The following is a 20064-nucleotide window of genomic DNA, read 5'->3' on the forward strand; positions in this document are numbered from 1 at the left end:
GCCTCCTCACTCGGCCGCGACAGGCAGATCGCCCGCGCGCCGAAAATCCTCGGGGAAGTTGGTGATCGCGCTCATCACGGGCATGGGCGTCAGGCCGCCCATGGCGCAGAGCGAGCCGTCGGTCATGATCTCGCAGAGATCTTCGACGAGCTTGAGATTGGCCTCCGGGCGGATGCCGGAGATGACCTTGTCCATGGTCTCGACGCCGCGGGTGGCGCCGACGCGGCACGGGGTGCACTTGCCGCAGGATTCGGTAGCGCAGAACTCGAAGGCGAAGCGAGCCTGCTTGGCCATGTCCACGGTGTCGTCGAACACGACGATGCCGCCATGGCCGACGAGGCCCTTCTTGGCCGCCATCGCCTCGTAATCGAGGGGCGTGTCGAGCAGATCGTCGGGGAAGTAGGCCCCGAGCGGACCGCCGACCTGCACCGCGCGGACCGGACGGCCCGAGGCCGTGCCGCCGCCGAAATCCTCGATCACCTGACGGATGGTGATGCCGAAGGCGTACTCGATCAGGCCGCCCTGCCGGATGTTTCCGGCGAGCTGGATCGGCAGGGTACCGAGCGAGCGGCCCATGCCGTACTCGGCGTAAGACTTGGCGCCGTGCTCCAGGATGTACGGCACGGCCGTGAAGGTCATGACGTTGTTGACCAGTGTCGGCTTGCCGAGAAAGCCCTTCAGCGCCGGGATCGGGGGCTTGGCCCGAACGATGCCGCGCTTGCCCTCAAGGCTCTCCAGCAGCGAGGTCTCCTCGCCGCAGATATAGGCACCGGCGCCCAGCCGCACTTCCAGGTGGAAGCTCTTGCCGCTGCCCAGAATGTTGTCGCCGAGGACGCCCGCCCGCACACCGTTGGCGATGGCGTCGCGCAGGGTCTTGAAGCTCTGCGGGTACTCCGAGCGGCAGTAGATGTAGCCGCGGGTGGCGCCGGTCGCGACGGCGGCGATGGTCATGCCCTCGATCAGGTTGAAGGGGTCGCCCTCCATCATGATCCGGTCGGCGAAGGTGCCGGAATCGCCCTCGTCGGCGTTGCAGACCACGTATTTCTGGTCCGATTGGGCCAGCATCACCGTGTTCCACTTGATGCCCGCCGGGAAGCCGGCGCCGCCGCGACCGCGTAGCCCCGAATCGCGCACCTGGGCGACGATGCCCTCCGCGTCGAGCTTCAGCGCGGCTTCCAGGCCGCGGTAACCACCATGGGCCCGGTAATCCTCGACCGAGACTGGATCGACCACGCCGCAGCGGTGGAAGGTGAGCCGGTGCTGCTTGGCCAGGAACGGAATTTCTTCCGGCTTGCCAAGGCGGAGCGCGTGCTCCCCACCTTCAGTGAGCCCGGCATCGAGCAGGCCCTCGACATCGGCCGGGGTCACCGGGCCGTAGGCGATGCGGCCCTCAGGGGTCGCGACCTCGACCATCGGTTCGAGCCAGAGCAGGCCGCGGGTGCCGGTGCGGACGATGCGCACGTCGAGACCGCGAGCTTCCGCGCCGGCGAAGATCGCCCGGGCGACGCGGTTGGCGCCGAGCCCGAGGGCGACGGCGTCCTGCGGGACGTAGACGGTGATGCTCACGCGCGGGCCTCCTTGAGGGCGGCGTCGAGGGATTCGGCGGAGAGGCGAGCGAGCGGCTCGTCATCGACCAGGGCGGCAGGCGCGTTGGCACAGAGGCCGAGGCAGTAGACCGGCTCGACGGTCACGCCGTCGGCGCTGGTGCCGTGCCAATCGCAGCCCATCCGCGAGAGGATCTCGCCGTGCAGCCGGTCGGAGCCCATCGCCTGGCAGGCCTCGGCCCGGCACAACTTGACATGGTGGCGGCCGGCCGGCGGCTCGCGCCGGAAGTCGTGGTAGAAGGTCAGGCAGCCATGCACTTCGGCGCGCGACAGGTTCAGCGCGTCGGCGATCATCGGCACCGCCTGCGCGTCGACGTAGCCGAACGCCTCCTGCAGAGCATGCAATATAGGGAGAGTCGCGCCCTCCAGGGATTGCAGCCCAGCGACGATTGCAGCCGCGCGGGTCGCGTTCCAAGGCTCGGGACTGACCATCGTTTCCTGCCCAACTTGGTTTTGTTCTAAGGCCGGACCCAAACAGGGCTGGCACTAAAGTTCAATCAAGCAGTCTCGTGGTTTGACAAAAATCTTCGATCAAAAAGAGTCAGTTGCAGTGCATCATCCGATCAACGGCAGTTCAAACTTTTTTTGAATTGGCGAAAAATTTTCTTCGAAGCCATCGGGTTAGAGGTGTTCGGAACAACGTAAAGCGGTATTTCCGCGATCGTCGCGGACGTAAGATGCGGGATGCTTAGGCCCTCCCGCTGCCGTCTCGGGCACGCGGTCCGTGTCTGTGCGTCGATGGGGTATCCATCACTTCGGCAGCACGCAGCGACGATCGCCGAGGTCTGTAGCGCCGCCTGCGATGACGGCGCGACAGGGTTTGCGGACGGAAGCCGGCGCGGCGAACGCCGCCGCGCTCCCGATGCGCTTGAAGCGCCTCGCAGCGATGCCGGCCGAGACCGGCAACCCGGCCTCGGCCTATCCGACGCAATCAGTTCAGGCAGCGCCCCGGACCGCCCGGAACTGGGCGTAGCGCTTCAGGAGATCGTCGATCACCCGATCCCGGCCGTAGCCGGTGACGTCGTGCGGGCGGTCGCCCTCGGAGGTCTGGACGAGGGCGCGATAATGGCGCTCATCCGATGACTTCGACGGATTCTCGGCCCAGGCGAAGCTCGGATTCCGCAATCCGCGCACGCGGATGCCGTAGCGGAAGGCGCCGCGGTCTCCGTAGGGAACGATCAGATCGATGCGCTCGGCCGACCGCACGACCTCGGGCGACAAGCCGCTCTCGCGCATCTGCCCGGCCACCGCTTCGAGGGCGGGCGCGACCGTCTCGTCGAGGAAGGTCTTGAGGTCTTCCCTGCGGTAGGAGTGGGTGATCGCCGCCAGCCGGTCTTGCCAGGACAGGCCCCCCGACGGCCCGGCGGCGGCCGAGGACAGGTCGAGGCCGCCGGCACGCCCCTCCAATTGGAGGGCCCGGAGCAGGCCGTAGCAGATGAAGATCATCACGATGGAGAAGGGCAGGGCGCTGGCGATAGCGGCCGTCTGGAGCGCCTCAAGCCCGCCCGCCACGAGTAGCACGGCAGCGATGGCGCCGCTGCTGACCGCCCAGAACACCCGCTGCCAGAGCGGCGGGTTGTCGGCCGCGCCCGAGGTGATCATGTCGATCACCAGCGCTCCGGAATCCGCCGAGGTAACGAAGAAGAAGATCACCAGCAGCGTCGCCAGTCCCGAGGCGATCATGCCGAACGGCAGGTGCCCGAGCATCTCGAACAGGGCGACCGGCATGTTGTCCTTGACGATCTGCGCGAGCGGCACCGCGCCGGCCCGGTCCATCTCGATGGCGGTGTTGCCGAACACGGTCATCCAGAAGAAGGTGAACAGCACCGGCACCAGCAGCACGCCGGTGACGAATTCACGGATGGTGCGACCGCGCGAGATCCGGGCGATGAACATGCCGACGAAGGGCGACCACGCGATCTACCAGCCCCAGTAGAACAGCGTCCAACTGCCGAGCCATTCATTGGGCTTGTAGGCGTAGGTCTGGAGCGTGCGCTCGACCACCGCCCCGAGATAGGCGCCGAGATTCTGAACGAAGGCCTGGAGCAGGAACACCGTCGAGCCGGTGATCAGCACGAAGGCGAGCAGCACAACGGCCAGGATGATGTTCAGTTCGGACAGGACCTTCACGCCCTTGTCGAGCCCCGAGGCGACCGAGAGCGTGGCGCAGCCGGTGATGGCGGCGATCAGGATGATCTGCACGAAGGTGTTGTTCGGAACGCCGAACAGGTGGGTGAAACCGGCATTGACCTGAAGCACGCCGAGCCCGAGCGAGGTCGCGACGCCGAAGATCGCGCCGAGCACCGCGAAAATGTCGATCGCGTGCCCGATCGGACCGTTGATCCGGTCGCCGATGAGGGGATGGAGGGCCGAGCGCACCGTCAGCGGCAGCCCGCGACGGAACGCGAAATAGGCCAGCGCCAGCCCCACGACGATGTAGATCGCCCAGGCATGCACGCCCCAGTGGAAGAAGGTCAGCACCATCGCCCGCTGCGCGGCCTCGATGGTCTTGCCCTCGCCCACGGGGGGCGTGGCGTAGTGCTGAAGCGGCTCGGCCACACCGAAGAAGATCAGGCCGATGCCCATGCCGGCGCTGAACAGCATCGCGAACCACGACAGGTAGCTGTAGTCGGGCTCGCTGTCGTCCGGCCCCAGCTTCACGTCGCCGTACCGGCTCAGCATCAGGAAGATCGCGAAGCCGAGAAAGCCGGCGACGACGGCGATGTAGAACCAGCCGAATTCGTGCACGATCGTGGCTTGCAGGCTGTCGAAGATCGACTTGGCCTGTGCGGGAAACAGCGCGCTGAGACCGGCGAAGGCGAGCGTCAGCCCGGCCGAGGTGAAGAAGACCGGCGGGTTGACCTGCATCCTCGGGCCGCGTCGACCGAGAGGTCTCCGGTCGTTGAGATCGTTCATGTCCGCTCGGGCTTCCCTTGGTGTCTTCGAACGATCCGGTCGCGGCGGATGCAGACAGGCTCACGGCATCGGAGCGAACGCGATCCGCCCCGATGCCGAGAAAAGGCTCATCGACATATGTTAATGGCCGCGCTTCCGTTCCCGAGACCCGTCCGGAACGGTGAAGAACCTCAGCTCTCGATCGCGGCGTAGGTCAGCACCCGCAATTCGCGGCGCAGGGGCAGGGCGGAGGAGGGGACGAGCTGGGTGAGCAGCAGCACCGCCATGTCCTCGTCCGGATCGATCCAGAACGAGGTGCTCGCCACCCCGCCCCAGGACACCTCCCCCGGCGTACCGAGGATCTGAGCACGGGCCGGATCGAGCATCACCGAAACCCCGAGACCGAAGCCGATGCCGGCATAGGACGATTCGGCGAAGCGCGGCTGGCCCATCGCGGCGAGATCGCCGGGCAGGTGGTTCATCAACATGAGCTCGACGGTCTTGCGCCCGAGAAGCCGCACGCCGTCGAGTTCGCCGAGATTCAGGATCATCCGGCAGAAGCGCAGGTAGTCGACGGCCGTGGAGACGAGCCCGCCCCCGCCCGAGGCCAGCGGCGGCGGCGCCAGGAAGCGGCTGCCGACGCTGTCGTCGTAGAGGCGCAGCTTGCCCGCGCGGTCGAAGGAGTAGTTCGCCGCAAAGCGCGCCTGCTTCTCTTCCGGCACGAAGAAGTCGGTGTCGTCCATGCCGAGCGGGTGCAGGATGCGCGCACACATGAACTCGGCGAAGTCGATCCCCGACACCACCGCCACGAGATGGCCGAGCACGTCGGTGGCGACCGAGTAGTTCCACTCCACCCCCGGCTGGGCCAGCAGCGGTTGCGCCGCGAGCTTGGCCACGAGGTCGCCGAGCGGCAGGGTCGAGGTCTGGAAGTCGATCTCGTTCTGGCGGTAGAGCGCGTCGACGAGCGTCGCCTCCATGAAGCCGTAGGTCAGCCCGCTGGTATGCGTGAGGAGGTCGCGGATCGTGATGGCGCGGAGCGCCGGCTCGGTCTCGAGCTTGGCCCGGTTTCCGCCGGTCATTACTCGCATCTCCGCGAATTCGGGCAGGAAGCGTGAGACCGGATCGTCGAGCTGGAAGCGGCCCTCCTCGTAGAGCATCAGCACCGCGAGCGAGGTCAGCGGCTTCGTCATCGAGTAGATGCGGGTGATGGTGTCGGAAGTGAACGGCCTGTCCCGCGCGAGGTCGGCATGGCCGTGGGCGCGGAAGAAGGCGGTCTGGCCACCCCGAAGCACGCTCACCGAGAGACCGGCCAGCCGCCCGCTCTCGACGTAGCCCCGCATCCAGGCATCGATCCGTTCGAGGCGGTCGGGACAGAGGCCGACGTCTCGGGGATCGGTCTCAACCTGCATGCGCGGCTCCTCGCGTTCGTGTCCGAGGCCCGTGTAGCGGCCTCGCACGGAGGGGCGCCAGCCCCTGGGCGATCGGTCGAAGCCGCAAGAGCCCCGCGCGGAGCGAGCTTTTCGAGGCGTGAGCCTCGGAAAGCGTCGAGCGGAGCGGAAGCCCAAGGAACCGAGACTGATCCGCAGCGGCGGGTGCCGGCGACTGAGGCCAGGAAAAAATCAGGGTGATCGCTTTCAAGCGATTGCCCTGGGCGCTAGCCCGAAAACCGTCACCAGCCCATCGTGCCGGGCCCGCCCTTGAACGGGCCGACGAGCCCCGGCGTGATCCAGCCGCCATAGAAGCCGCCGGGCTGCGGCTCGGCTCGCACGTCGCCGACGAGGCAGGCATCCATCGGCCCGGCATAGAAGGCGACGTAGCCGGCGATGGGCCGGAAGCCCGGCGGCGGGTCGGGATAGGCCCAGGCCGCCCCCGGTGCCCGTTCTCCGCCGCCCGTCACGTCGAACAGCACGGCCCTGCCTTTCCACTCGCAGATTCCGGCCCGGCGCGGAGGTCCGAGCACCCCCTCCGCGATATCCTCGGGCGGGACGTAGTAGGTTGGCGGGTGGCTCGTCTCCAGCACCCGGAAGCCGGCCGTGGTCGTGGCGATGGTCCGGCCGCCGAGGATGACGGTCAGCCGCTCCGGCACCGGCTCCAGCCGGGGCGGGCGGGGATAGTCCCAGACGCTTTCCTGCCCCGGGCCGGGGCGGACGGGGATGGGCCGCACGGGCGCCTCCGTTGGTGTCGCATCAGCGGTTTGTCGCAACCGCCCCTCATGCTAGCGCATGGGCAGCTCGAGAGAAGGACGACGCCGTGAGCGAGACCGCAGACTACGCCCTGTTCCTCGATTTCGACGGCACCCTGGTCGAGATCGCCCCGCGCCCCGACGCGGTGCAGGTCGATCCCACCCTCGTGCCCGCGCTTGAGCGGTTGCGCGAACGGCTCGGCGGCGCGCTCGCCATCGTCACCGGACGGCCGGTCGCGGTGATCGACGATTTCCTGAGCCCCGCCCGGTTCGACGTGGCCGGGCTGCACGGCGTCGAGCGCCGAGTGGACGGCACCTTGAGCGGCGGACGGCCGGAGGATCATCCGGACCTGCGCGCGGGCGTCGAGCGGCTGCACGCGGAGACCGCCCGCTATGAATCCGTGCTGATCGAGGACAAGGGCGCCTCGGTCGCCGTGCATTGGCGACTCGCCACGCCGGGTGACGCGCAGGCGGCCGAGACCATCGTGAAGGCGGTGGCGGCCGATCTCGGCTCCGCCTACCGGCTTCAGCTCGGCAAGGCGGTCGGCGAGATCGTGCCGGCCGACGCCACCAAGGGCCACGCGATCCGCGCCTTCCTGGAGGCCGCCCCCTATGCCGGCCGGCGCGCGATCTTCCTCGGCGACGACCGCACCGACGAGATCGCCTTCGCCTCCGTCAACGAGGATGGCGGCATTAGCGTGCGCATCGGCGACGGAGAGACCGTGGCCGGCCGCCGCATCGCCACGCCCGCGGATGTGCGCGCGCTGATCAGCGCCTGGGCCGAGGGCGCGCCGATCGACCCGGACACGCTGCCCGCCGCCTGACATCGTTCACCGCTTCGTTCACGGCTTGCCGAACGGCCGACGCACCCTCTGTTAAGGTCGCGGCAAAGCACCACGAGAGGCCAGAGGCGGATGTTCGAATTCCCGGTGCTGATCGGCGATATCGGCGGGACCAACGCCCGCTTCGGCCTGATCGAAACGCGGGGGGCGCCGCCCCGTCTCCTCTCGCGCGAGGCGACGCACGGCCATCCCGATCCGAGCGCGGCGATCCGGGCCTCCCTGGCGCAGGGCGGCGGGCCCGCGCCGCGCTCGGCGATCCTGGCGATCGCGGGCCGGGTCGATGCGCCGGCGGTCCAGCTCACCAACGCGGACTGGCTAGTGGACGCCGCCGCGATCGCCCGCGATTTCGGGCTCGCGCGGGTCGCCCTCGTCAACGATTACGTGCCGGTCGCCGCGGGCGCAGCCGGCATCGCGCCCGACGACCTCACGCCGATCGGCCCAAGTCGCGGTGACGCAAGCGGGCCGCGCCTCGTGCTCGGGCCGGGCACCGGCTTCGGCGCCGCCGCCCTGATCCCCTACGAGGACCGCCTCGCCATCGTCTCGACGGAGGCCGGCCACACCGATCTCGGGCCGACCGACGCGGAGGAGTTCGAGATCTGGCCGGCGGTCGAGCGCGTCGAGGGACGGGTCACGGTGGAGACGCTGCTCTCCGGTCCCGGTCTCGCCCGGATCTGCGCGGCGATCCGCGCGGTGCGGGCGGGCGGCGACGGCTCCCTGTGCGACCCGGCCGAGATCACGAGCAGCGGCCTCTCGGGCGAGGATCCGCATGCACACGCCGCGCTCGCGCTGTTCAGCAAGCTGCTCGGCCGGGTATGCGGGGATCTGGCGCTGACCTTCCTTGCCACCGGCGGCGTCTATATCGGCGGCGGCATCGCCCCACGGATCGTCTCCGTCCTGCGGGAGGGCGCGTTCCGCGAGGCCTTCGAGCGCAAGGCGCCCTTCGCCGAGCAGATGCGCATCATCCCCACCAGCGTCATCACCGTGAAGGACCCCGCCTTCAGCGGCCTCGCGGCCCTGGCGAGCGAGAGCGAGCGCTTCGTCTATCACGGGCATGCCTGGACACCGCAGAAGTAAGGCGCGGCAGCACCTCAGGCGATGCGCCGCGCCCCGTCAAAGCCGAGATAGCCGGCGAAGGCCTCCGCCGGCATCGGCCGGCCGAACAGGTAGCCCTGGAGGTGGCGGCAGCCGAGATGGCTAAGCCAGAGGGCTTGGCCTGGATCTTCCACCCCCTCCGCCACCAATCGCAGGTCGAGGGCGCGGGCGATCTGGACGATCGCGCCGAGGATGCAGCGGGCCTCGTGCTCCTGCGCCACGTCCACGGTGAGCAGCCGGTCGAGCTTCAGCGTCTGGATCGGCAGTCGGCGGAGATAGCCGATGTTGGAGTAGCCGACCCCGAAATCGTCGAGCGCGATCCGCACGCCGTGGGCGGCGAGCCGCTCCAACTGCACCCGGGCGCGATCGAGATCGTTCAGCAGCACCTCCTCGGTGATCTCGACGGTCAGCGCCTCGGGCGGGAAGTCGAGTTCGGCGAGAAGCGCGATGACGTCGTCGGCGACCGAGCCGAGCTTGAACTGGCTCGGCGAGAGGTTCACCGACAGGGTGCGGATCGCCCCCGCCCGGACCCAGTCCCGCGCCGGCGGGCAGGCGCGGCGCATCATCCCTGCGAACAGGTCGCGCATCAGCCCGCGCTCTTCGGCGAGACCGAGGAAGGCGGCCGGGGCGAGGAAGCCGAGCTGCGGATGAACCCATCGCGCCAGCGCCTCGGCCCCGACGGGACGGCGGGTGACCCCGTCGACGATCGGCTGGAACCATGGCTCGATCGCGCCGGAGCGGATTGCCGCGCCGAGATCGGCCCCAGGGCCTGCCGCTCCTCGATCTCCCGGCCCATGCGCGGGTCGAACCGGGTCCAAGCGGCGCGGGTCGCCTTCGAGCGGTAGAGGGCGATGTCGGCGAAGCGCTGAAGGTCGCTGCCTGTCGCGGCATCGTCGGGGAAGACGGCGATGCCGAGCGAGGCGGAGGCCTCCAGCATCCGCCCGCGATGGGCGACCGGTCGGCGGATCTCCGCCACCACGGCCTCGCCGAGACGGGCGAGATCGCTGCGAGGGCCGAGCGGAACGATGGCCGCGAATTCGTCGCCACCCAGGCGCGCCGTCACCGCCCCTTGGCCGACGGTCCCTCTCAGGCGGCGGGCGACATGCTGGAGGAACACGTCTCCGGCCTCATGGCCCAGGCTGTCGTTGATCTCCTTGAAACGATCGAGGTCGAGCAGGAGCAGGGCGAAGCGTTCGTTGCCCGTCCCGCGGCCCGCCCGGCCGACGGCGGCGCCGAGGACGCGGGCGAAGCGGGTGCGGTTGGCCAAACCGGTGAGTTGGTCGCGCTCGGCCAGCGCCACTGCGCGCTCGCGCGCCAGGGCCAGCGCCACTGCGCGCTCGCGCGCCAGGGCCAGTTCGCGCGTGCGTTCGTCCACCCGCAGTTCCAGATCCGCGGCGAAGCGGGAGAGTTGCTGGTTGAGGGCGTAGAGTTCGCGGGACTTGGCTTCGAGGAGGGACTCGGCCTCGGCGCGGGCGCTGCGCTCGCGGGCGACGCGCCGCTCCAGGCGCCGGATGCGCTCGTCGCGTTCCGGGCTTGCCGTGACCGTCGGGCCTTCGTCCGGTTCCGGCATCACGGCGTCAGGCCGCGTGCTTGATGGAGAAGCGCACGAAGGGGCCGGCCGGGTGCTCGACCCTCAGCTTGGCGATGGCGACGGGCTGGCGGAAGTGATCGGCCGCGCCGTGGATCATGCCCTCGGCCAGCGCTTCGAGGGGCCGGCAGCTCTCGTAATCGAGATCGATCGCATCCGAGCCGTAGCGGGTGAGGCGGAACACCGGCAGTTCGGCGTCGGGGTACAGCTTGTGGACCTCGCGGTGGATGTAGGCGTCGACGCTTTCCAGGAAGTCGAACAGCGATGTCTGGACCGTGAAGAACTCGGGATAGCGCACCGCAAACCGTCGGCAGAGATGGCGGCCGAACAGCGTCAGCAGGTCGGGCACGGGCTTGCCGGTGCGGCGCGACAGGGCGGTCACCAGGGCCTGCATCTCGGTATACGGATAGGTCCCGACCGCCGTGTAAGCCCCGCCGTTCGGGACGTCCGCGTCATCAATGATGTCGTCGGCGACGTCGGAACCGAGCGCCCCGGACACGAAGTCCAAGAACTCCGTAAAAACGACGCCCTTCATACGAACCCACCGCGCCTGATCTATGATAAGACGCTCGCCTACAGGCATTACGATTGCATTAAATTTTATACAAAGGCCGGTTGCTTTCAGGCAGGTGTCATGGCGCTCGTAGAGCGTGCGTCGGCACGCCCGGGGAGCATCGTCGCCCGAAAGCCCCCTGGCATCGCCCGAACGGTCTGTTAACCATGGCAGGCGCTAAGCTTCCTTGTCCCAGCCGTCTCGTCCCGAGCGGCGCGGGAGCGTGGAGCCGCCCAGAGTCCAGACCATGCGCGCCAAGCCCATCCTTCGCGCCCACCTCCTTCTCCTCGCCGGGGCGCTCGCCCTTCCGGCCGGGACGCAGGCCGCGCCGCGGGCCCACAGGGCCAAGGCGGCCCCCGCGGGCGTCGCCGTCGATTACAGCGTCAACCTCGCCGGTATCCCGATCGGCAACGCCCAGCTCACCGGCGCCTTCGAGGGCGCGCGCTACCGCATGGATGTCTCGGCGGTTCTGACGGGTCTCGTCGGCGCCGTCACCGGCGGCCAGGGCTCGGCCCGCTCCTCGGGCAGCATCGCCGCGGCGCCGCTACCGAGCGCCTTCTCGATCGCCACCCGCACCAGCAGTTCGGGCATCGCCGTGCGCATGGCGCTGGCCAACGGCAATGTCACCCAGGCCGAGGTGACCCCGCCGCTGCTCGATACCGGCGACCGGGTGCCGGTCACCGCCGCGGCCAAGCGCGGCGTGATCGATCCCGCGAGCGCGCTGATGATGCCGGCCCGCGCCCGCGCCGACCTCACCGATCCCGAGAACTGCAACCGCACGCTGCCCGTCTTCGACGGCGCCACCCGCTTCAACGTGGTCCTGAGCTACGGCGAGACCCGGCAGGTGGAAAAGCCCGGCTATAGCGGGCCGGTGCTGGTCTGCAACGCCCGCTACGTCGCCATCGCCGGCCACCGGCCCGACCGGCCGGGGGTGAAGTTCATGGAAGACAACCGCGACATGTCGGTCTGGCTCGCGCCCGTCGAGGGAACGCGGGTGCTGGTGCCGCTGCGGATCGCCGTGCGCACCACGCTCGGCACCAACATCATCGAGGCGACCCGCTGGACGCGGACCGGCACCGCGACCGCCAACGGCGGCGAAGCCCAGCCGGGCGCCGTCGCCGATGCGAGCCTGTCTCAGCAGTAGATTTTGCGAATCGCAATCCCGCTCGACCCGGTCATCCGCGACGCGCCCTCATCCTGAGGTGCCCGCGTCAGCGGGCCTCGAAGGAATCCTCCAGGTCCCGCGCGGTCCCTGGAAAGATCCTTCGAGGCCGCCGCGACGCGTCGGCACCTCAGAATGAGGGGGTCGGGCGGGACCGAGCGAAGATCGAAGAAGCTCCGATGCGGTTAGGAGGCTCAACCATGCGTCGGTTCGCAAACGCTTCGACCCGCAGGAACGCTCTGCGGAGCGTCTGCCTCGTCCTACCGCTCATTGTTTCCGGCGCCGCTCAGGCCGACGGCCCCCTCACGACCGGGCCGGATTGCGGCCCCGACGCGTTCTCCAGCGCCCAGGTGATCGAGCACCGCCCGCCGCGCCGCGGCCCGCTCACGGCGATGCCCGACACCCTCTGCACGGACCTCACGCCGCAGCAGCCGCAACCCCGGATCGACATCTACGCCTATCCGAGCGTCGGCGCCCCGGCTGGCGGGGAGGGCCCCGGCATCCCATATGAGGGACGGTCGCCGCGGGTCGCCCCGTACCGCTAGAGCATCGTCCCGAAAGGTGGTTGCCGGCTTTCGGAAAAAAGATGATGCAAAAGCAAGAGCCTCGAGCACCGTCCCGGATCAGGCATCTGGGACAGCGCTCGAGCGGCCGACTTCCGATGCAGGGCCCAGCGCCCGGCTGCCCTCCGCTCCGCCGACGGCCCTCAGCGCCGTAGGGATCGCCGCCCCCGCATGACGCTCCGCACCCTTCACCGCGAGGCCCGCGCGCGCGGGGTCACGGCGGTGCTCGGCCCGACCAACACGGGCAAGACGCACATGGCCATCGAGCGGATGCTGCTGCATCCGACCGGCATGATCGGCCTGCCCCTCAGGCTCCTGGCCCGCGAGGTCTACCTGCGCGTGGTCGCCAAGGTCGGGTCCGAGAACGTCGCCCTCATCACCGGCGAGGAGAAGATCAAGCCGGACCGGCCGCGCTACTGGATCTGCACCATCGAGGCGATGCCGCGCGATCTCGACGTCGCCTTCGTCGCGATCGACGAGATCCAGCTCGCCGCCGACATGGACCGCGGCCACGTCTTCACCGATCGCCTGCTCTACCGGCGGGGCCGCGAGGAGACGCTGCTGATCGGCTCCTCGACCATGCTGCCGCTGGTGCAGGCGCTGATCCCCGGCGTGCAGACGACGACGCGCCCGCGTCTCTCGAGCCTGACCTTCGCGGGCGAAAAAAAGATCTCGCGGCTGCCGCACCGCACGGCGATCGTCGCCTTCTCGGCCGAGGAGGTCTACGCCATCGCCGAGCTGATCCGGCGCCAGCGCGGCGGCGCGGCGGTGGTGCTCGGCGCGCTCTCGCCCCGCACCCGCAACGCCCAGGTCGAACTCTATCAATCGGGCGACGTCGATTACCTCGTCGCCACCGACGCGGTCGGCATGGGGCTCAACCTCGACGTCGATCACGTCGCCTTCGCCGCGAACTGGAAATACGACGGCACCCGCTTCCGCAAGCTGTCCCCGGCCGAGATGGGCCAGATCGCCGGACGCGCCGGGCGCCATATCGCCGACGGCACGTTCGGTTCGACCGGGCGCTGCCCGCCCTTCGAGCCGGAGATGGTCGAGGCGCTGGAGACGCACGACTTCGAACCCGTGCGCATGCTGCAATGGCGCAACCCGGACCTCGAATTCGCCTCGCTGGAACGGCTGCAGGCGAGCCTCGACGAGCATCCGCATGAGCAGGGCCTCACCCGTGCGCCGATGGGCGAGGACCAGCAGGCGCTTGAGATCCTGATGCGCGAGGACGACATCCGCGACATGGCCAAGGGCCCCGCGGCGGTGCGCCGCCTCTGGGACACCTGCGGCGTGCCGGACTATCGCAAGGTCCACCCGCAGACCCATGCCGACCTCGTGGCCCAGCTCTACCGCTTCCTGATGCGCGGCATGGCGGGACGCATCCCCAACGACTGGTTCGCCCGCCACGTGGCGATGATCGACCGCACCGACGGCGACATCGACGCCCTGTCCCAGCGTATCGCGCAAGGGCGGACCTGGACCTTCGTGGCAAACAGGCCTGACTGGTTGCTCGATCCTCTGCATTGGCAGGGCGAGACGCGTCGGGTAGAGGACAGATTGTCCGACGCCCTGCACGAGCGCCTCGCGAGCCGCTTCGTCGATAGGCGCACCAGCGTCCTGATGCGGCGCTTGAGAGAGAAGACGATGCTGGAAGCCGAAATCACCTCCGGCGGTGACGTCACCGTCGAGGGTCAACATGTGGGCCGTCTTCACGGCTTCCAATTCGTGCCCGACCCGCAAGCCGAGGGACACGAAGCCAAGACCCTGCGCTCTGCCGCCGACAAGGCGCTGGCCGGCGAGATCGAGGCGCGGGCCGACCGCTTCGCCTCGGCCGCCGATGCCTCGCTGGTGCTCTCGCATGACGGCATCATCCGCTGGACCGGCGATCCCGTCGCCAAGCTGACGCCGGGCGACAAGCTGTTCGAGCCCGGCATCCGCCTCATCGCCGACGACAGCCTGTCCGGCGCCGCGCGCGAGAAGGTCGAGACGCGGTTGGCCGCATGGCTGCGCGCCCACGTCGTGCGCCTGCTCGGCCCGCTGATGGAGATCGAGACGGCGGCCGACCTCACCGGACTCGCCCGCGGCATCGGCTACCAGGTGGTCGAGGCGCTCGGCGTGCTGGAGCGGGCCAAGGTGGCGCATGAGATGCGCACCCTCGATCAGGACGGGCGCGCGAATCTGCGCCGTCACGGCGTGCGCTTCGGCGCCTACCATATCTTCCTGCCCGCGTTGCTGAAGCCCGCCCCGCGCACGCTCGCCGCCCAGCTCTGGGCGCTGAAAAACGGCGGCCTCGACCAGCCCGGCCTCGACGAGATCGCGCATCTGGCCAGTTCCGGCCGCACCTCGATCAAGGTCGATCAGAACATCGCCAAGGGCCTCTACCGCGCCGCCGGCTTCCGGGTCTGTGGCGAGCGGGCGGTGCGTGTCGATATCCTGGAGCGGCTCGCCGACCTGATCCGCCCGGCCATCGCCTACCGCCCCGGCACGACCCCGGGCGAGCCGCCGGCCGGCACTGCGGACGGCGACGGCTTCGTGGCCACCGTGAACATGACCTCGCTCGTCGGCTGCTCGGGCGAGGATTTCGCCTCGATCCTGAAGTCGCTGGGCTACGTCGCGCAGAACCGTCCGGGCCCGGCCATCACGGTGCCCCTGGTCGCGGCGGCACCGACCGTCCCCGCCGCGCGCACCGCCGAGGCCGCACCGCAGGAGACGGCGGGCGAAGAGACAGCCAACGAGGCGACAGCCGACGAGGCGACGGCGACCGAGGCGACATCGGGCGAACAGACGTCAGCCGAGGAGACGGCTCAGGCCCCGTCGCAGGACGCGACCGACGTCGGTACCACGGCCGAGCCGAGCGACGAGACGACGGCTTCCGAGGCGACGTCCGAGGCCGGGAGCGAAGCCGAGACGGTCGCCGCCGAAGCCGAGCCTGCCGCGGAAGAGGCGGCCGCCGCACCGGTCGAAGCCGTTGCCCCGATCGAGGAAACGGCACCGGACGAGGCCGAGACGGCGGACGCCGCTCCCGAAGCCGCCGCGCCGATGCCGGCCGAGACCGCCGACGCCGCGCAGGCGGCTGCGGCGACCGGAGAGGTCGAGGCGGTGGACGCAGCCGATTCGGCGATTCCGGCCGATGAGCCCTCCACGGAGGCGGATACCGCCGCCGCTGAGCCGGCTGCGCCCGAGAGCGTCGAGGTCTGGCATCTGCACCGTCCGCAGCGTCACACCGGTCCGCGGCCCGGCCGCGGCCAGGGACGGCCGGAGGGGCGCCAGGACGGAAGGCAAGAGGGCAGACAGGACGGCCGCCAGGATGGTCGGCGTAACGACGGCCCGCGCCGTCCCCGCGAGGACCGTCCGGAAGGCGGACGTCCGGCCCGTGCCGACGGCAGGGGCGACAGCCGCCGGGATGGCCAGGGCGAGGGCGGCCCTCGCCGCGAGCATCAGGGCGGCCGCAACCGCCCCGACCGCCGCGACGAGAACCGCCGCCCCAACCCCGAGCAGCGCCCGCCGCGCCGCGAGCGCCAGCCCGATCCCGATTCGCCCTTCGCGGCGCTCGCCGCGCTGAAGGCGAAGCTCGAGTCGGACGGGGGCAAGCGCTGACGCGTCCGCGCGACAAGCGGTTGCCGGCTTTCCGGAGAGCGGGCGCCGTGACGGCTCCGGCAATCGTGATCGCCGGATGAGCGCGGGGCGCCAGCGCCTCGACAAATGGCTGTGGTTCGCGCGCTTCGCGCGGACCCGCTCGATGGCGGCCCGGCTGGTGAGCGACGGGCATGTCCGCGTGAACGGCACCCGTGCCGACGCGCCGGCCAAGGCCATTCATTGCGGCGACGTGCTCACCGTCGCCGCCCCCCACGGCACGATGCTGGTGCGGGTGCTCGATCTCGGCGAGCGCCGCGGCGGCGCCCCGGAGGCGCAGCGGCTCTACGAGCCGGTCGGCGAGGCGGCGTCCTGACCCCTCATTCGGCGCGATCCGCCCTGCCGGCAAACCTGCCGCTTGATCATCGTCGCACAAGCCTCTAATCGGTCCGCGCCTTTACGCCCGGTTTATGGCCGGTCCCGCGGTAGGATTGCACGATGGCCAAGGAAAAGTTCTCCCGTACCAAGCCGCACTGCAACATCGGCACGATCGGGCACGTGGATCACGGCAAGACGTCGCTGACGGCGGCGATCACGAAGGTTCTGGCGGAGTCGGGCGGGGCGACCTTCACGGCCTACGACCAGATCGACAAGGCGCCGGAAGAGAAGGCGCGCGGCATCACGATCTCGACCGCCCACGTCGAGTACGAGACGACCAACCGCCACTACGCGCACGTCGACTGCCCCGGCCACGCCGACTACGTGAAGAACATGATCACCGGTGCCGCCCAGATGGACGGCGCGATCCTGGTCGTGTCCGCCGCCGACGGCCCGATGCCGCAGACCCGCGAGCACATCCTGCTCGCCCGTCAGGTCGGCGTGCCGGCGCTGGTGGTGTTCCTCAACAAGGTCGACATGGTCGATGACGAGGAGCTCCTGGAGCTGGTCGAGCTGGAGGTGCGCGAGCTCCTCTCCAAGTACGACTTCCCCGGCGACGACATCCCGATCACCAAGGGCTCGGCCCTGATGGCGCTCGAGGACAAGGAGCCCAAGATCGGCAAGGAAGCCGTTCTGGCGCTGATGGCGACCGTGGACGAGTACATCCCGCAGCCGGAGCGTCCGATCGACATGCCGTTCCTGATGCCGATCGAGGACGTGTTCTCGATCTCGGGCCGCGGCACGGTGGTGACGGGTCGCGTCGAGCGCGGCATCGTCAAGGTCGGTGAGTCGGTTGAGATCGTCGGCATCCGCCCGACGACGACGACGACGGTGACTGGCGTCGAGATGTTCCGCAAGCTGCTCGACCAGGGCCAGGCGGGCGACAACGTCGGCGTGCTGCTGCGCGGCACGAAGCGCGAGGACGTGGAGCGCGGCCAGGTCGTGTGCAAGCCAGGTTCGGTCAAGCCGCACTCGAAGTTCAAGGCCGAGGCCTACATCCTGACGAAGGAAGAGGGCGGCCGCCACACGCCGTTCTTCACCAACTACCGCCCGCAGTTCTACTTCCGCACGACGGACGTGACCGGCGTGTGCACGCTGCCCGAGGGCACCGAGATGGTGATGCCGGGCGACAACGTGACCATGGACGTGGTGCTGATCGTGCCGGTGGCCATGGAAGAGAAGCTGCGCTTCGCCATCCGCGAGGGTGGTCGCACCGTCGGTGCCGGCGTCGTCGCCGCCATCAACGACTGATTTTTTTCGGAGTTGGGCGCATGAGTCTCACTCATGCGCCCAACTCAATCGGACGAAATAAAAAGGGCCGGCGCCAAGCCGGCCTTTTTTCATGCATGCCGTCGGCTTCGGGGACGCTGGCGATGGTCACGTCGCCCTTAAAGGCCTGTTGATCGGCGGCACGGGTTATTCGAGCGTCGCGGCGACCATCGCACCGCCCCGTCTGCCGGGAGAGCCCGATCTCACAGGCGAAACAGCAGGGTGAGCCGCAAGAAGCGCTTCAGCGCCATCGCGATTCCCGCATCGCACCTTTCAGGTGTCGGCGGCCCCGCCGTGGGCCTCTTGGAGGGACCAGCCGAACCCGGAGATCCCGTATCCGGCCACTCAGCTCGAGAAGGATCCGAAGCCCTCGAAATCGCTTGTGCGAGAAACCCGGTTGGCCGGCGAGACTTGCTGACCGTGGGGGGCGTGACTTGTCGTGGTGATGGGTGCCGACTTTGCCAGTCCAGCGTTGCTCATCGCAGGGGCGGTTCTACCGCTACGCTTCCACGTCGCAAGCATAGCCGTGCCGTTCGACTTGTTGACGTCGCGCATCGAGTTGCCTTGTTGGCGAGCGATTATTCAGGAAGTGCGCAGAGAACGCGCGCTCGATGCTCATGTTCCGGGCATGTGCGCGGCGAACGCGGCGGCGGCGCGAGGACCCGTTTTCAGGCGCGGCGGCGCGACGAAAGCTGCGATGTTCCATGGAGCGACATCGGCCCCGCCCAGCGCCTAACGGACGGGCTTGGGCAAGCTCCGCTTGGTGCGGTGGAATGTCGGTCCGTCGCGGTCAGCCGGATCGCACTCGGCGATGTGGTCGCGTTGCCGCCTCGCACGGACCGCGTCCGGTTCGCCCGCTGCGATGCGCGCCTGGGAGGTCGTGCGGCGACTGCGCCATTCCTCGTAGGCGACCTTCAGCGCGGGGTCGTCGTCGAAGCTTCTGATGCGCGGGCAGATCGCGTCGAACGTTTCGTACGGAACGGGCGCGATGAAGCAGAAGCATTCGCCCTTCGCGAACCGCACCATGCCGGGCCGCGTGAAGCACCCGTTCAATCCCAAGAATTGATGCCGGCCGCGCCACAATTCTCGGACCGATCCCGCAGTGGGTCGAGATGAGCTGCGCCCGCGATGAGGGGACGCGCCGGCCGCAGGCGAACGGGGCGAACGCAGCGGCCGGCGCGCTCGCGGCTGGGAGCCGGGGGGCTCGACCACCGCGATTCATGATGGCCCCGGTCAACGCTCGCCCGAACCGAGGGCTCCCGACGCCACCTGCGGCCTTTCGCAACATTTCCGACAAGGCCGCGCGCGCCCGCGCAGGTCCGGTGATGTCCGTTGGAACACCGGCCGGCGCTGCCGTCTTGCCCGTTCGGTATGGGCATTCCATCCGACGGAGGGCAGGCGCGATGCAGGACTATGGGCTCTCGGCCGGGATCGGGCTCTTGGCCGGGTTGCGCACCATGTCGGCCTGCGCCGCGCTGAGTTGGGCCGCCGCACACGGGCGGACCCGGAGCGCAGCGATCCCCGCCGGCCCCGTTGCGCGGACTGTCGCCACCACGGCGGCGTTTGCCGAGATGGCCGGGGACAAGATGCCGTTCGCGCCCGACCGGCGCATTCCTCCCTCGTTCGCGGTCCGGCTCGCGATCGGCGCAGTCGGCGGCTGGATGTTCGCCGGGCGCCACGCCTCGCCCGAGGCCGGGGCGCTGGCTGGCGTCGCGGGCGCCGTCGCCGGCACGCTGCTCGGTCGCGCGGCGCGGGGCCCCGGCACGGGCGCACCCTTCGGCCTCGCGCGGGGGCTTGCCGAGGATCTGGTGGCCGCCGGCCTTGCTGCGGCTCTGGTCGCCTCCGCGGAACGCCAGCATCGGGTTCGGCCGTCGCACCGTCGCTCGATCTGAACCCGAGATGGTCTGATTCACGGGCGCAGGATAGCGCATGCACCCCGAGGCCAGCCACGGGGCGTGCGCCATCACCGGCGATGTTCGTGGAGGCCTACAGATACGGGCGCCGGCTCAAGTCCCTGCGCGGCCGGACGCTCTACGAATTCGTCTGCCCGAGCTGGGCAAAACAGCCCAACCGGATCAGGCTCAATCCGACACACTCCATGCCGGGACCGAACAACCAGCGCGCCTTTTCTAGAGGACGCACCTTGTCCGGCCATGGCAGAGTGCTGACGGTCACGCCTGAGTGCGGGAAGAGATGTCCGGCATATAAGTCGTTACCATTGAACGACTTTGTAGAGGCTTGGCTGGGGCGCCAGGATTCGAACCTGGGAATGGCGGTACCAAAAGCCAACCGCCCCATGT

15 protein-coding genes and 2 pseudogenes are annotated in these 20064 nt (G+C 69.4%); 8 read left to right on the forward strand and 9 right to left on the reverse strand.

Features of this window, described 5'->3' with window-relative positions; all coding sequences use genetic code 11:
* Positions 1 to 6: 6 nt before the first annotated feature.
* From M2437_RS10225 to M2437_RS10245, 5 genes and pseudogenes are all read right to left on the reverse strand, one after another.
* Positions 7 to 1566 (reverse strand): formate dehydrogenase beta subunit, encoded by a 1560-nt coding sequence (locus M2437_RS10225; RefSeq protein WP_253387309.1) that lies wholly within the window; start codon positions 1564 to 1566, stop codon positions 7 to 9.
* Positions 1563 to 2036, reverse strand: coding sequence for a formate dehydrogenase subunit gamma (locus M2437_RS10230; RefSeq protein ID WP_003604593.1), 474 nt, complete (start codon positions 2034 to 2036; stop codon positions 1563 to 1565). Before M2437_RS10230 ends, M2437_RS10225 begins: the two co-directional genes overlap by 4 nt.
* A gap of 504 nt (positions 2037 to 2540) precedes the next feature.
* A pseudogene (locus M2437_RS10235) lies at positions 2541 to 4520 on the reverse strand (BCCT family transporter).
* 170 nt (positions 4521 to 4690) lie between these two features.
* Positions 4691 to 5908 (reverse strand): serine hydrolase domain-containing protein, encoded by a 1218-nt coding sequence (locus tag M2437_RS10240; protein WP_253387310.1) that lies wholly within the window; start codon positions 5906 to 5908, stop codon positions 4691 to 4693.
* 260 nt (positions 5909 to 6168) lie between these two features.
* Complete coding sequence (locus tag M2437_RS10245; protein WP_253387311.1) at positions 6169 to 6663, reverse strand: DUF427 domain-containing protein; 495 nt, start codon at positions 6661 to 6663, stop codon at positions 6169 to 6171.
* 86 nt (positions 6664 to 6749) lie between these two features.
* Here M2437_RS10245 and otsB point away from each other — a divergent pair, with 86 nt between their 5' ends.
* Both otsB and M2437_RS10255 read left to right on the forward strand, forming a co-directional pair.
* Positions 6750 to 7505: a trehalose-phosphatase gene (gene otsB, locus M2437_RS10250; protein WP_076641945.1), complete on the forward strand. Its 756-nt coding sequence runs from the start codon at positions 6750 to 6752 to the stop codon at positions 7503 to 7505.
* Between the two features lie 90 nt (positions 7506 to 7595).
* Positions 7596 to 8597, forward strand: a complete 1002-nt coding sequence (locus M2437_RS10255; protein ID WP_015952601.1) for a glucokinase — start codon at positions 7596 to 7598, stop codon at positions 8595 to 8597.
* Positions 8598 to 8611: 14 nt separating this feature from the next.
* On the opposite strand, the gene M2437_RS10260 is transcribed toward M2437_RS10255, so the two are convergent.
* From M2437_RS10260 to M2437_RS10270, 3 genes and pseudogenes are all read right to left on the reverse strand, one after another.
* Positions 8612 to 9433 carry an EAL domain-containing protein gene (locus M2437_RS10260; RefSeq protein ID WP_277570269.1) on the reverse strand — a complete coding sequence of 274 codons (822 nt, stop codon included), beginning with the start codon at positions 9431 to 9433 and terminating at the stop codon, positions 8612 to 8614.
* A gap of 68 nt (positions 9434 to 9501) precedes the next feature.
* Positions 9502 to 10185, reverse strand: a pseudogene (locus tag M2437_RS10265) (diguanylate cyclase domain-containing protein); the annotation flags it as partial.
* A 7-nt stretch (positions 10186 to 10192) separates the two neighbouring features.
* Positions 10193 to 10738: a heme NO-binding domain-containing protein gene (locus M2437_RS10270; RefSeq protein WP_056117503.1), complete on the reverse strand. Its 546-nt coding sequence runs from the start codon at positions 10736 to 10738 to the stop codon at positions 10193 to 10195.
* 265 nt (positions 10739 to 11003) lie between these two features.
* Between M2437_RS10270 and M2437_RS10275 the strand changes: the two genes are divergently transcribed.
* The 5 genes from M2437_RS10275 (at position 11004) to tuf (ending at position 17746) form a co-directional block, all read left to right on the forward strand.
* Positions 11004 to 11900, forward strand: coding sequence for a DUF3108 domain-containing protein (locus tag M2437_RS10275; protein WP_042509030.1), 897 nt, complete (start codon positions 11004 to 11006; stop codon positions 11898 to 11900).
* 218 nt (positions 11901 to 12118) lie between these two features.
* Positions 12119 to 12463, forward strand: coding sequence for a hypothetical protein (locus M2437_RS10280; RefSeq protein WP_253387313.1), 345 nt, complete (start codon positions 12119 to 12121; stop codon positions 12461 to 12463).
* A 189-nt stretch (positions 12464 to 12652) separates the two neighbouring features.
* Positions 12653 to 16081 carry a helicase-related protein gene (locus M2437_RS10285; RefSeq protein WP_253387314.1) on the forward strand — a complete coding sequence of 1143 codons (3429 nt, stop codon included), beginning with the start codon at positions 12653 to 12655 and terminating at the stop codon, positions 16079 to 16081.
* Between the two features lie 76 nt (positions 16082 to 16157).
* Positions 16158 to 16433 carry an RNA-binding S4 domain-containing protein gene (locus tag M2437_RS10290; protein ID WP_056117512.1) on the forward strand — a complete coding sequence of 92 codons (276 nt, stop codon included), beginning with the start codon at positions 16158 to 16160 and terminating at the stop codon, positions 16431 to 16433.
* Positions 16434 to 16555: 122 nt separating this feature from the next.
* On the forward strand, positions 16556 to 17746 hold the full coding sequence (tuf, locus tag M2437_RS10295) for an elongation factor Tu (protein WP_012255488.1): 1191 nt from the start codon (positions 16556 to 16558) through the stop codon (positions 17744 to 17746).
* A gap of 750 nt (positions 17747 to 18496) precedes the next feature.
* Here the strand turns inward: tuf and M2437_RS10300 are convergent.
* On the reverse strand, positions 18497 to 18787 hold the full coding sequence (locus M2437_RS10300) for a DUF6065 family protein (protein WP_253387315.1): 291 nt from the start codon (positions 18785 to 18787) through the stop codon (positions 18497 to 18499).
* A 380-nt stretch (positions 18788 to 19167) separates the two neighbouring features.
* Here M2437_RS10300 and M2437_RS10305 point away from each other — a divergent pair, with 380 nt between their 5' ends.
* Complete coding sequence (locus tag M2437_RS10305) at positions 19168 to 19656, forward strand: hypothetical protein (RefSeq protein ID WP_253387316.1); 489 nt, start codon at positions 19168 to 19170, stop codon at positions 19654 to 19656.
* Positions 19657 to 20064: the final 408 nt, after the last annotated feature.

Source organism: Methylorubrum pseudosasae, from assembly GCF_029504475.1.
In the GTDB taxonomy this organism is placed as follows: Bacteria; Pseudomonadota; Alphaproteobacteria; order Rhizobiales; family Beijerinckiaceae; genus Methylobacterium; species Methylobacterium extorquens.

Bases quoted from the DNA above. Each gene is read 5' to 3' on its own strand.
- M2437_RS10270 (WP_056117503.1), bottom strand. From the start codon at position 10,738: ATGAAGGGCGTCGTTTTTACGGAGTTCTTGGACTTCGTGTCCGGGGCG.
- M2437_RS10280 (WP_253387313.1), top strand. From the start codon at position 12,119: ATGCGTCGGTTCGCAAACGCTTCGACCCGCAGGAACGCTCTGCGGAGC.
- M2437_RS10290 (WP_056117512.1), top strand. From the start codon at position 16,158: ATGAGCGCGGGGCGCCAGCGCCTCGACAAATGGCTGTGGTTCGCGCGC.
- M2437_RS10255 (WP_015952601.1), top strand. From the start codon at position 7,596: ATGTTCGAATTCCCGGTGCTGATCGGCGATATCGGCGGGACCAACGCC.
- M2437_RS10240 (WP_253387310.1), bottom strand. From the start codon at position 5,908: ATGCAGGTTGAGACCGATCCCCGAGACGTCGGCCTCTGTCCCGACCGC.
- tuf (WP_012255488.1), top strand. From the start codon at position 16,556: ATGGCCAAGGAAAAGTTCTCCCGTACCAAGCCGCACTGCAACATCGGC.
- M2437_RS10275 (WP_042509030.1), top strand. From the start codon at position 11,004: ATGCGCGCCAAGCCCATCCTTCGCGCCCACCTCCTTCTCCTCGCCGGG.
- M2437_RS10230 (WP_003604593.1), bottom strand. From the start codon at position 2,036: ATGGTCAGTCCCGAGCCTTGGAACGCGACCCGCGCGGCTGCAATCGTC.
- M2437_RS10285 (WP_253387314.1), top strand. From the start codon at position 12,653: ATGACGCTCCGCACCCTTCACCGCGAGGCCCGCGCGCGCGGGGTCACG.
- M2437_RS10305 (WP_253387316.1), top strand. From the start codon at position 19,168: ATGCAGGACTATGGGCTCTCGGCCGGGATCGGGCTCTTGGCCGGGTTG.